The 12,190-nt window shown below is 37.6% G+C and carries 9 protein-coding genes; 4 read left to right on the forward strand and 5 right to left on the reverse strand.

Annotated features, from left to right (window positions below):
- Nucleotides 1-52: 52 nt before the first annotated feature.
- On the reverse strand, nt 53-1,549 hold the full coding sequence (locus M23134_RS10720; RefSeq protein ID WP_045113370.1) for an oligosaccharide flippase family protein: 1,497 nt from the start codon (nt 1,547-1,549) through the stop codon (nt 53-55).
- Between the two features lie 179 nt (nt 1,550-1,728).
- Here M23134_RS10720 and M23134_RS10725 point away from each other — a divergent pair, with 179 nt between their 5' ends.
- The gene (locus tag M23134_RS10725) at nt 1,729-2,139 is read left to right on the forward strand and encodes a C40 family peptidase (protein WP_002695861.1); all 411 of its coding nucleotides are present in this window, start codon (nt 1,729-1,731) and stop codon (nt 2,137-2,139) included.
- 187 nt (nt 2,140-2,326) lie between these two features.
- Here M23134_RS10725 and M23134_RS10730 read toward each other — a convergent pair whose 3' ends face one another.
- Nucleotides 2,327-3,364 (reverse strand): cytochrome-c peroxidase, encoded by a 1,038-nt coding sequence (locus tag M23134_RS10730; protein ID WP_053337285.1) that lies wholly within the window; start codon nt 3,362-3,364, stop codon nt 2,327-2,329.
- Nucleotides 3,365-3,480: 116 nt separating this feature from the next.
- On the opposite strand from M23134_RS10730, the gene feoB reads away from it, so the two are divergent.
- A complete protein-coding gene (gene feoB / locus M23134_RS10735; protein WP_002695864.1) occupies nt 3,481-5,520 on the forward strand; it encodes a ferrous iron transport protein B in 2,040 nt (679 codons plus the stop codon).
- Nucleotides 5,521-5,751: 231 nt separating this feature from the next.
- Here the strand turns inward: feoB and M23134_RS10740 are convergent, their stop codons facing one another.
- Nucleotides 5,752-6,321 (reverse strand): DUF1990 family protein, encoded by a 570-nt coding sequence (locus M23134_RS10740; RefSeq protein WP_045113371.1) that lies wholly within the window; start codon nt 6,319-6,321, stop codon nt 5,752-5,754.
- Nucleotides 6,322-7,581: 1,260 nt separating this feature from the next.
- Here M23134_RS10740 and M23134_RS37880 point away from each other — a divergent pair.
- Nucleotides 7,582-9,246, forward strand: a complete 1,665-nt coding sequence (locus tag M23134_RS37880) for a leucine-rich repeat domain-containing protein (protein WP_002695868.1) — start codon at nt 7,582-7,584, stop codon at nt 9,244-9,246.
- Between the two features lie 181 nt (nt 9,247-9,427).
- Nucleotides 9,428-11,062 carry a M1 family metallopeptidase gene (locus M23134_RS10750; protein ID WP_002695870.1) on the forward strand — a complete coding sequence of 545 codons (1,635 nt, stop codon included), beginning with the start codon at nt 9,428-9,430 and terminating at the stop codon, nt 11,060-11,062.
- Between the two features lie 37 nt (nt 11,063-11,099).
- Here M23134_RS10750 and M23134_RS10755 read toward each other — a convergent pair whose 3' ends face one another.
- Both M23134_RS10755 and M23134_RS10760 read right to left on the reverse strand, forming a co-directional pair.
- Nucleotides 11,100-11,450 carry a slr1659 superfamily regulator gene (locus M23134_RS10755; protein WP_002695872.1) on the reverse strand — a complete coding sequence of 117 codons (351 nt, stop codon included), beginning with the start codon at nt 11,448-11,450 and terminating at the stop codon, nt 11,100-11,102.
- 171 nt (nt 11,451-11,621) lie between these two features.
- Nucleotides 11,622-12,176, reverse strand: a complete 555-nt coding sequence (locus M23134_RS10760) for a DUF6272 family protein (RefSeq protein ID WP_002695874.1) — start codon at nt 12,174-12,176, stop codon at nt 11,622-11,624.
- Nucleotides 12,177-12,190: the final 14 nt, after the last annotated feature.

The following is a 12,190-nucleotide window of genomic DNA, read 5'->3' on the forward strand; positions in this document are numbered from 1 at the left end:
AGCAAGGTTTTAGTCAAAATAAAAAAGGATGTGTAAACCTACGCATCCTTTTTTATTTTGATACTTTTCCTTTCACCAAACTTATGATATTGTTGGCAATGATATTCATATCTTCAGATAGTTTGAGTTTCCAGACGCCTACAACAAAAAAGAGGGAAACAATTGCAGACTTAACAATGATGTTGAGTAGGGGAGGTAGTTGTAGTGATAGTGTCAAATAGCCCAACCCTGTGGCAATGCTGATCCATAACAAGGTAAGTATTGTTTGGAAGGTAAAAGGTTGTATGCCATACTTTACCAATAAAAAGGTGAAACGAATGAGGTTAAAAATAATGATAGACAGCAAAGTAGCAAAAGCAGCTCCATCGAGTTGATACAAAGGGATGAGTACCAAGTTGATACCAATCATTATAACAGCCAAAATAACATTAGTCATCAGGTTAAACCTGTAATACTTTGAGTAAAGTAGAATTTCATTATTGGCTCCCATGAGCATATCTACAAAGCGAGTAAGGCCAATAAACAGAACTACATATATCCCTTGGCTATATATTTTGCCCTTAGGCATAAGCAAAAAAATGTCTTGAATGTTTAATAAGATCAGACCAAGTACCAGCGCGCCTACAATCAGTTGGTTAATAGCCGTTTTTTGGTAAATTTCTTTGATCGTGACCAAGTCATTGTTTTGCCAGGCAGAAGCAATGACAGGTACCGAAATTTGAGCCAAAGCTCGCCGAGGAATTTCCACAACGGTGCCTATAAAAAATACAATACTATAAACTCCGGTAGCCTCTTCTCCTACAAGGCTTGCCAGCATAATAATGTCAATCTGAGAAATAATAACACTGCTGGCACCACCCAACACCATATACAACCCGTATTGGATAATACTTTTCATGTCTGCTTTAGACAGTCGTTGCCCCCATACAATCGGTTTTTGCAAAAGCCTTTTCAGGTAAAACACCAAGATGCTTACATTGGTAAACCTGATAGCTACCAACCCCCATATAAACTGAGTAAAAGTGAGTATCTGTAGGCTAAATAGTATAATCAAGAGAGTAATGCCACCCTTTAGTAGTAAATTGTCTAGCATACTGGGTACAACAACCCGGAAATGAGCCCTTGAAAATGCCCCTAAAATAAACTGATAAGAAGTGAGAAACACCAAAATAGCAAGTACTTCATAATATTGAATAATACCAGGAGATTTTTTGGCATAAATAGATCCCCAAAAGTCGGGGAAAAGGAAATGCATACACAAGAAGGCAGTAATACCCAGCAAGGGATAAAGCAGGCTAAATTGGATAAATGCGCCACGTTTTTGGTCGGACTCTTTGAACGCAGGGAAGAACCGGTCTATAATGCCATAAGTACCTAACTGAACAAAGGTGACCATGACTAGCTCATTGGCAAGTAATAACCTTAGAAGACCAATTTCTTTTGGAGTTAAGAACTTTGGATATATCCAAACGTTATTGAGCGCCCCTATCAGCACTCCTATATATAAGATTATTCCCGACTTGATCCCCTGACGCGCTACAATACCCATAATTATGTTTGATGAACAGATGAAAATACGCTAATGTCTGATATAATAAAGGTCAAAAACACAGGTAATCAGAAATAGCGGTGCAAAATTAAAACTCTTTCTGTCTTTTCTATGTATTTATTGCTATGTTTAAAATACCCGTAATATTCACAAATACTTTAAAAATATAACTGAATAATATGCAAGCAGAAAAAGTTCAACAAGTCATAGGCAAAGCCCGCGAATTTTTAGGAAGCCCTTACCTTTGGGGAGGCAATAGCAAAGAGGGAATCGATTGCTCTGGATTGATGCTACAGGCTTTTCAGGCAATAGGTCATGATGTTCCAAGGGTAGCAGGAGATCAGCAAAAGATAGGTAAATATGTAGAAATTGATGAGTTGGTAGCAGGCGATTTAATCTTTTTTACCAACCAGCCGGGCAACACTCAAATTACCCATGTGGGTATGGTCACCAGTACCGATTACGACAATGATATTGTAAACTTTATTCACGCAAGTAGTTCACCCAAAGGGGTGATGGAAGCCAATGCATTGGCCGACTGGTGGCAAGAGTTGTATGTAGGAGCTACCCGTCCTGAGGTATTTGTTTAGGAACCTGGTCGCCCCTTAAACGGGATTTTTGGGCATAGCCCTCAACAATCACTGTCTGGTTTAGAACAAATCCTTTTAACTGAGAACCGTTTATTTCCTTAAGAAATTAGTATTGGCTATAACACTGTTTCTCAGCAGTACCAACCCCAACAGTCAAACACCACAAGTAATCAATAAAATAGTCCCGTTACTTGTGGTGTTTCCTAATAAAAGCTGTGTCAGTAAGTGTGTGCAAAAAAGCCTTAATTGCTCGGCGCTCGTCAAGCGATAATGCGATGCCTGGACTGCCTGTATTATTACGCAGACCTTTATCCAGTGTAGGGGTGTGCTTTACTCCTTTGGTATAATGTGTCAATACCTCGTCTATGGTACTAAACCTGCCATCGTGCATATAAGGGGGGGTAAGTAAGACATTCCGAAGGCTTGGCACTTTAAACTTTCCTTTATCTTCTTTCCTTTCGGTAATGTTGTACCTGCCTACATCTAGCAAAACGCTGTCTAAACCTATGTTACGATAAGACAAGTCTGTGAAGAGCTGATTGCTTATCTGGTGACAAGTACTACATTTTTGTTTAAAAACCGTCAATCCCTGTTGCTCAATATCAGACAGTGGTAGTTTTTTTTGTACGTACTGGTCATAGCGAGAGGTAGCCGAAATAAGGCTGCCCATAAACTGGGCAAGGGCATACAACAAATGTTTACTTTGCAATGAATCGGTGTCAAAAACCTGGGAAAATTGCTGCTTGTAAGAGGTGTTTTTGTTCAACCTGCCTAATAATTCCTGCAAGTCACCTTGCATCTCTTGTCGGTTGACCAAAGGTGCCAAAGGAATAAGCTCGAAGTGCCTGACACCCCCATCAGCAAAAAACTCACGTTGCCATAGCAAGTTAAACAACCCTGGGGCGTTTCTTTTGGTAAATTGTCCAGCGATTCCTCTACTAAACCTTTTGCCTGTGTCGGCAAAGGCTTGTGAAGGGTGATGGCAGCTACCGCAAGCAATGCTGCTATCTTTTGACAATATTGGATCAAAAAATAAGCGACGCCCCAAACTTATTCCTTGGTTACTTAATGGATTTTTGTCAAAACTATATAAAGGAGAAGGAAAGTGGGAGGGAAGCTTGAATGGAGGCAAGTTAGTTTGGTTTTGGCACCCATTGATTGCTATGAATAAGAAAGAGGCAATGCTAAAAGAAAGAGGCAATGCCAAACATTTTTTGTAGCTCATTAGTTGATCAATTTTATATATTTAAATTAATTATTTAGAATTTTTATAAATAATAAACAAGCTATTTTATAATTTTGCTCTTCAAAATAAGAAAGAGAAAGATTTAAAGGGATGTGATGGCGATAAAAATTGACAACATAGCATTAGTAGGTAACCCCAACTCAGGGAAAAGTACTGTATTTAATCAACTTACTGGGCTCAACCAACACGTAGGCAACTATCCAGGGGTAACGGTAGACAAAAAAGAAGGTGTTTGTAAGCTTACTAATCATACAAAAATTAAAGTAACCGATTTGCCGGGCACTTATAGCTTGTATCCTCGCTCAAAGGATGAAGCAGTAGTCAAGGACTTGCTTCAAAACCCTCAGCATCCAGATTACCCCGATTTGATTGTTGTGGTAGCAGACTCTTCAAACCTTGAACGCAACCTATTACTTTTTACTCAAATCTACGATTTGAAAATTCCTACCATACTTGCATTAAATATGACCGACCTGTCGGAAAAAAAAGGAATTCAAATCAATTATGAGAAACTCAGCGAAATGTTTGGTAACCTACCTGTGTTACCCATGAATGGGCGCAAAGGTGAAGGCATACAAGCATTGAAGGACGCAATAGTGGGTTACCAAACGCCAGAAAAGCATTTCCCATTTGTAGAAACCCAAGCGTTGGCAACTGCTAATGATACAACCCCAGAAGCGCCCCCCACCATGTTTACAAGTGCTGCTGAGAGTGGTTTCTCTACTACCACACAAGGTCAAACCGAAGAAACCCGGCAGAGGTTTGAAAAAATTCGCCAAATGCTACGCTTTGTTATAGACAAGAAAACTACAACAAAAACAGAAGCAAAATTTACCCAAAAAATAGACCAGGTAGTTACCCACCCTATCGCGGGTTATTTGTTGTTTTTAGGAATATTACTGGTTATTTTTCAGGCAATATATGCCTTTGCCGAAATACCAATGAATTTGATCGATCAGGTATTTTTGAGTTTAAGTCAATGGACAAAAAGTGTTTTACCTTCGGGTAGTTTTACCAACTTAATTGCCGAAGGAGTAATACCAGGCATAGGAGGAGTGGTTATTTTTGTGCCACAGATAGTGCTTTTATTTTCCTTCATTGTAATCCTGGAGGAAACAGGTTATATGGCGCGTATTGTGTTTATTATGGACAGACTTATGCGTCCTTTTGGGCTCAGTGGAAAAAGCGTAGTGCCTATGATTTCCAGCGTAGCTTGTGCTATTCCGGCGGTAATGGCCACCCGTACGATTGATAACTGGAAAGATCGAATAATTACAATCTTAGTAACCCCTCTGATGAGTTGTTCTGCCCGTTTACCTGTTTACACTTTGTTGATTGCTCTGGTAGTGCCCGATAAAGTATTATGGGGGGTATTTAATCTCAAAGGCTTGGTGTTGCTGGGGTTATATGTACTGGGGCTGGTAATGGCATTGGCAGTGGCATTTATTATGCGTATCATTATCAAAACCAATAGTCGTAGTTTTTTGGTACTTGAGCTACCATCTTATAAACTTCCTCGTTGGCGCAATATCATAATTACTCTGTGGGAGAAAACCCGTTTATTTGTGTGGGAAGCGGGTAAGATTATTCTGGCCATTTCTATTATTTTGTGGGTGCTTGCTTCTTATGGACCAGGTAATAGAATGGCATCAGCAGTAAAAGCCATTGATAAACCTACCACTACAGATAAAAAAATACTGGATAGCTACGAAAAAAAGGTAAGTGCCGCCAAACTCGAAAACTCTTACATTGGTATTATGGGTAAAATCATAGAACCTGTGATTAGCCCATTGGGGTATGATTGGAAAATAGGCATAGCCTTGATTACTTCTTTTGCTGCCCGTGAAGTGTTTGTTGGCTCTATGGCTACTATTTATAGTGTAGGGGCAGATTTTGAAAGTGATCAATCATTAATTGAGCGTCTACGTGCTGAAAAACATGCCAATGGTAAGCCTGTATATAGCCTTGCCACTGGTCTTTCTTTAATGGTGTTTTATGCTTTTGCTATGCAATGCCTGAGTACGCTGGCAATTGTACGTCGGGAGACCAAAAGCTGGAAATGGCCTTTGATTCAGTTGGTGTATATGACAGGGTTGGCGTATATTTCGGCATTATTGGTATATCAATTGTTTTAAAAGAGGCATTGAGTAAGCGTTTGTTAAGCATACGCTCTAAACCTCATACGTTGAAGTAAAGTTACTCTAAGAACCAAAACTTATGCAAACTCTATTTGTTACCCTTACATTTTTAGTAGCCTGTATCTACCTTGGCAAGCAGCTTTACCAAACTTTTTGGGGTAAAGATGAGCACTGTGAAAGCTGTTCAATGTCGCATTTGCACCACCCAATCAATACAAAAAACAAGCGTTAAACCCCTTGACAATAGGCTTGCATAGCTGCTTTCGATTCCCTGGCAAATTTGCGTTGATATGCCCTTGCCAGTGGTTTGGCGAGGTGGACATACCATTTATTGGGCTGGCTAAAAGCCTCTACTCTATACCATACATTGCCCTCCTCATCTTGTTCTACTAAGAACACTTCTTCACCTTTTTCTACGTGTTGGGTAAGCGTGCCATAGGCAAAACCATAGCAGTTGGGTTGATGAATGGTGTACACTACTCTACTGCTGTTGAACCACCAAACACCAAATAAGTTGAACAACACTACCACCTCGTGGTGTAATTGGGCAGGTGTTGCTGGGTAAATTTTTGTCCAAGAACCAGGAAACATAATCCATTCATCAATGGCTTGTTTCGCTTTTTCGAATACCGTCTGCCCTTTTCCCAACAGGCACTTGTTACGGTCGTGGTCATAGCCCTTAGGGAACCTCTCTTGCTGAGTAGCTTTTTGCTCTGGGTATGAAAATTTATCTGTTTTTCTACCTGTCAGCCATTGTTTCAATAGGCCTTCATTCGGGAATTTAAAACTCACTTTCATTGTAGTAGATAGTTTGTTATATTTTTGTGTAACGTATTGAACTTTCAATAAGTTTTGAAAATAGAAACGCTTGAAACAAAAATAAAGGGAGTATAGGAAATATTACTATTCACTGAGAAATATTACTATGCGTATACTTTTTATGCGCCATAAATAAAGCTTACAACCGCGTACTTTAAGTAAGCAAAGGTTTTATAAGATACTTATAATCAGCATGCTTAAAAGTAAACATGGGTGTTTTTGAATGAAAAAAGAACCCCTTATCAGTGATTACTAATTTGGTTACTTGATTTTGTCTCTTAAAAAAAGCTGATTTTGTGAATTTACAGACTAAAAAAAACTTTTTTTTGGTTAATTTTTGTAGAGTTAATTACCGAAAAAAAAGATTTTCAAAATGCTAAATTTTATAAAAGTGTAACTATTTAAGCTTTTTCTATGAAGAAACAATTATTCCTTCTTTTCTTGAATTAGCCCGATTATTGAATATTAGGAACCTAAAGTGTGTAAAAAAGTTAAAAAAACATAAGACTTTACATACACTAAATAGCAGGTAATACGTGACGGCTCACTTTAATATATTTGAGTTTTTATGTATGTAATATAAAAAACTATAAATCTCTTGAATAAGATATAAGTGTTTGTTATGCAATAGATTAGCTCGATTTTTGCTGTATATATAATGCCTTTCAATAAACCACTCACAAAACATGTTTTTTATTCTTTGTGTGTATTTAAGTTGCTTGTAAACAGATAGTTATATGCTATATGTGCTTAGTTTAACTCAAATTTACAGTGACTAAGGGTCACTTTAAGAATAATTTTTATTTGGAGAATTTTATGTTTTATTATAGTATAAAAATAACAATGTAAGTTATTGTTTTTTTTGTGCTGTTTATTGCTTTTTTTACTTATTACCCCTGTCGTAATTGCCAGTACAATTGTAGGTTATGTGATCTCAGGATAATCATTTAACTTTGTAGTACTAACACACAAGAAACATAAGCGAATAAATTAAATACGAGACGTTGATGTAGGTTCTTTATCCATAATTACAATTTTGTAAATAAAATAACTAAAGCGCAAAGAACTAAATTAACCCTTTTACCTACCAGCTAAGCCAATTGTATTAAAATACTTCAACCCCAGTTTAAATGGTATCAATCAGGCAGATTGTTTACGATAAAACCATAAAAAATGGTTGTGGCTCATACTTTAGCCCTACCACATAAAGCAAATATCTTTTAAAAAAACAGAGTACCAATGAAGCTACAAGAAATTAAAGAAGATTTGTATAAGTATTATACAAAGCATGAAATAAACCATGCACTCAAAAATTATGTCCCAACACATTGCCAAAACGTGGCTCCTGAAACAGCCAATGACCCATTGAACCAATGTGCATTTGTGACTCGTCAATTACTCATCCCATTTTTTACTCAAAGAAACCTTAAAGACTCTATGTATAGAGACAAGTTTTATATCATATTGGCAGAGGCTGGTATGGGAAAAACTACCTTTATGCTGAATCTTTATGTAAAATATGCGGAGTTGTTGGCAGAGACTGATTATAAAATCAAGATTTTTCCGTTGAGTTTTCCTAACGCTATGGAGGAGGTAGAAGCAATGCCTGCCGAAGAGCGTGCCAATACTATATTATTACTTGATGCATTTGATGAAGACAATGAAGCCATCAAAGCTCATCAAAAAAGACTACATTACATACTTCAGAAAGTAGGCGATTTTAAGGAAGTTATATTTACTTGCCGTACCCAGTTTTTTCCACAAGAAGAAGAAGATTCAGGCGAAATAGGTGTTTTGAAGTTTAAATACCAAGACAACACGTATCAATTCCGTAAAATCTATTTGTCTCCTTTCAGCAATGAAGACATTAAGGCATACCTCAAAAAAACCTACAATTTATTGAACATCAACAAGCGTAAAAAGGCAGAAAAGATTGTTTTGCATTCACCTAACCTAATGGTGCGCCCTATGTTGTTGAGGTATATAGACGATTTGATCAAAAGTCGTGACCACTACAGTTCTACTTATCAGATTTACACTGAGTTGATTGCCAAGTGGATTGAAAGGGAAGTACAACGTCGTCCTGATAATAAAGAGAAGTACCGTAAAGACTTGTATAAGTTTTCGCGAGAAGTGGCAATTGATATGTATATGAACCGTAAACGTAGAGGTGGTTTTATTATCAGCGATGATGAGCTAAAAGTACTTGCCGAAAATAACAATGTAGACTTGGGTACTTTAGAGCTTAAAACCAGGGCTTTGTTGCATATGAATACATTACACCAATGTACCTTTGCTCATAAGTCAATTCTTGAATACTTTTTGGTAACAGAGGCTTTTTATAACTTACAGTTTGCCAAGCACCTAGACCTGTCTGACCTTGAGCAAGGAGAGCAATTGCGTGGTGAAATGTTGTATGAGAAAGCAAAATCATTGTTTGGTCGTTATAAGACTTATACTTCAGGTAAGAGTAAGGATTTTGTGAATATTAGCGTGGCTGACCTTGAAAAAGTAAAACATGCTGCCCTGATCAAGATAGACTCACATGACATACAAGTACTTCGTATATTTAAAAGTCTTGGCTTGTTGCAAATCAATGACATACAGATAGGAGTAGATCAACTAGATAACTTCTTGTATAAAAACACTTTAGAGTTGAGTTCAAAAAATATTACGCAAATTAATGATTTGCAGTTTTTGACCAACTTGGAAAGTTTGGATTTGAGCAATAACCAAATCACTGATTTGACTCCGCTTAGGAACCTTAAGAAACTAAAACGCTTAAATTTGAGCAATAACCAAATCGAAGATTTGAGTATATTAGATGAGTTACCTAACCTAGTAGAGGTAGATGTGCAGGGAAACGACCAGGCACGACCAACCGCACGAGTTTTGGCTTCTTAAACTAGTATTACAATGATTATATACACGAAAAGCACCAGTCCTCCGAACTGTCCACCAGACATAGTAAGAGGTTGGTGTATTTTCTGTTTGTGATGGTTGATTAATTGCTCTCTTGCGTTATTCTCAGATGCTTTGATTAAATTGCTAGCTGATTTTTTGTTTTACAAAGCAATTGATTTCCATGAAAACCCTCATCTCATCTACTTTCCAAAGTATCACCCTCTTTTTGTTGTGTATATGCCAGCAAGCAGGTGCCCAGCATGCTACAGTAGCCTCCCCCATTGATGTTCAACATTACAAATTTACCCTTACCCTAAGCGATGCTACCAACGCTATTAAAGGCAAAACTACCATCCGGTTTAAATTTACCAGGCCTGCTACCTCCTTTATGCTTGATTTGACCAGTTCAAAAGGCACAAGAGGAATGTTGGTAAGTGCAGTAACATACCAAAAAAACGCCTTAAAGTTTGAACATCACAATAATCAGCTGAAGGTGCTTTTGCCAAAACAGGCAGCAAAAGGGAGTACTTATGAGGTGGACATAAGCTATGAAGGAGTACCTATGGATGGTTTGATTATCTCGAAAAACAGTTATGGTGACCGCACATTTTTTGGTGATAACTGGCCTAACCGAGCGCACCATTGGTTGCCAGTAGTCGATCATCCTTCTGATAAGGCTACTTGTGAGTTTATCGTAATTGCACCAGCACATTACAAAGTAGTAGCCAATGGTTTATTAAAAAAGGTACAAAAACTTGCCACAGGGCAATTGCTCACCCATTGGTATCAGTCAATATTGATCCCAACCAAAGTAATGGTCATAGGAGCTGCCAAGTTTGCCGTACAAAAGGTAGGAAAGTACAAGGGGGTAGAGGTGTCATCATGGGTGTTTGAGCAAGATAAACAAAAGGGTTTTAAAAAGTATGCCCCCGCTTTAGACATACTTAAACTGTTTTCACAAAAGATAGGTGCATTTCCTTATGAAAAACTGGCGAGTGTTCAATCTAAAACCAGGTACGGAGGAATGGAGAACGCCAGTTGTATTTTTTATTATGAAGCTTCTGCTCGCAACAACAGTTCTATACAATCTTTGATTGCCCACGAAATAGCCCACCAATGGTTTGGCAATTCTGCTACTGAGAAAGAATGGACACATATATGGCTAAGTGAGGGTTTTGCTACCTATATGGCACATGTATACAATGAGCAAAAGTATGGGAGGCATAAACTAGTTGAACGTATGAAAAGTGACCGAGCAAAAGTGATGAATTATGCCCGTCAAACTAAAAAGCCCATCATGAATAGTTTACCTGCCAACCTTAACTCATTGTTAGATGCCAATGCCTACCAAAAAGGCAGCTGGGTTTTGCATATGTTGCGCTATGTCACTGGAGACAAAGCCTTTTGGCAGGGAATACGCACATATTATAAAACCTATCGGGGTAAGAATGCTGAAACTGCAGGTTTACAGCAAATAATGGAACAAGCCTCAGGTAAAAAACTAGATTGGTTTTTTAAGCAATGGTTATATCAACCAGGGCAACCCACATTAAGGGCAAACTGGAGCTATGATGCTTCTAATCAACAACTTAGGCTAACGATACAACAAACCCAAAATATAGCGTATGGTTTGTTTGAAATGCCCTTGGATATAAGCATTCAGTCAAAACAAGGGAGCAAACCTGTGGTAAAACGAATGTATTTGAAAAAGCAAAAAGAGCAAGTAATTACATTCCCTCTGCAACAAGCCCCTTCTGCGGTAACACTTGACCCAAACACCTGGGTTTTGATGAAGTCAATCGTCACAAGCAAATAGTTTGATTTAATATGACCTTAGAGAAATGTAAAGCAGTTTACTGGAAGTCAAGTATGATTTGATTCCACAGTTTAGGAAAATTAGGCAATGTTTTTTTTTGCCACGAAATCTCTGAACTACCCGTGACTTTGATAGGATTCATCGCTTCTTTTTTTATTTCCAGAATAAAACGGCTAAATGCTGTTACTCCAGAGCTATTAAGGTATTGTAATTTGGTAAGGTCTAAATTAAGCGTTGTTTCACAGTTTTTTACGGCATCTTTCAGAAAATCAAAAAAACCTTCTTCTTTGTATTTTTGCATTCCTGATAAACGCAAAGCTCCTTCTATACTGAGTGTGGCTTTGTCTTTGTCAAATATAAATGAGGCATTCTCGATAGCTAATTCCATTTTTGTGATTTTTTGTTCCTGCTTAGGCAGGGTGTGAAAAATTATTAGGTAAAAACCAAGGACACATTTCCATACACTGGTATGGAGTACAAAACTAAGTACTGATCAATTAGTTTTATAATAGTGTAAACAATCTTTTACAAATTTTGCTACCTAACCGATTAGTTTACATTAACTAGGTTCTATAAAGTGATATACCTGAACCGTTATTTTGTACATATTCTCATCTATTTCTTCAAACCGTATCCCAAGCTTCACCGGATAATCTTTGAGCAATAGTAATAGCCCAATGCCTGACTCTTGTTCTTTTTCTATATTTTGCTGCATTTGTTGGACATATAAATCATCCAAGTTCTTAGCGTTAACCAACTTCTCAAAATGGTTCTTCAGAGAGTCGAAATGCCGTTGACGGGCATAATTTTCTACCTCCATCTTCAGTATATTATTATACAGCTTTGTATTTACAGTAATAAGTGCATCCCTTTTATCTGAGTATTTGGCAGCGTTTTCCATTAATTCATTAAAAATAGTAGAAATAAGGTTGGCATCTAGCTTTTTACCAAAATCTCTTTCGTCAGAGTAAAAAGACGCTACGAAATTTGCCAGTGCACCACACCGCTTCCAACTAGTCATTAGATCAATGGGGTTGATCATAATGTTAAGCCCTCCTTCTGCTGGTAGGTGGCTTGGAATAAAGTCAAAATCGCCTAAAATAAGATTGTTCATATTCTATTGATCAG

Source organism: Microscilla marina ATCC 23134 (assembly GCF_000169175.1).
Lineage (GTDB): Bacteria > Bacteroidota > Bacteroidia > Cytophagales > Microscillaceae > Microscilla > Microscilla marina.

What these genes read in the sequence shown, in the direction of transcription:
- M23134_RS10760 (WP_002695874.1), bottom strand. Translation starts at nt 12,176, where the DNA reads ATGAACAATCTTATTTTAGGCGATTTTGACTTTATTCCAAGCCACCTA.
- M23134_RS10755 (WP_002695872.1), bottom strand. Translation starts at nt 11,450, where the DNA reads ATGGAATTAGCTATCGAGAATGCCTCATTTATATTTGACAAAGACAAA.
- M23134_RS10730 (WP_053337285.1), bottom strand. Translation starts at nt 3,364, where the DNA reads ATGAGCTACAAAAAATGTTTGGCATTGCCTCTTTCTTTTAGCATTGCC.
- feoB (WP_002695864.1), top strand. Translation starts at nt 3,481, where the DNA reads ATGGCGATAAAAATTGACAACATAGCATTAGTAGGTAACCCCAACTCA.
- M23134_RS37880 (WP_002695868.1), top strand. Translation starts at nt 7,582, where the DNA reads ATGAAGCTACAAGAAATTAAAGAAGATTTGTATAAGTATTATACAAAG.
- M23134_RS10720 (WP_045113370.1), bottom strand. Translation starts at nt 1,549, where the DNA reads ATGGGTATTGTAGCGCGTCAGGGGATCAAGTCGGGAATAATCTTATAT.
- M23134_RS10725 (WP_002695861.1), top strand. Translation starts at nt 1,729, where the DNA reads ATGCAAGCAGAAAAAGTTCAACAAGTCATAGGCAAAGCCCGCGAATTT.
- M23134_RS10750 (WP_002695870.1), top strand. Translation starts at nt 9,428, where the DNA reads ATGAAAACCCTCATCTCATCTACTTTCCAAAGTATCACCCTCTTTTTG.
- M23134_RS10740 (WP_045113371.1), bottom strand. Translation starts at nt 6,321, where the DNA reads ATGAAAGTGAGTTTTAAATTCCCGAATGAAGGCCTATTGAAACAATGG.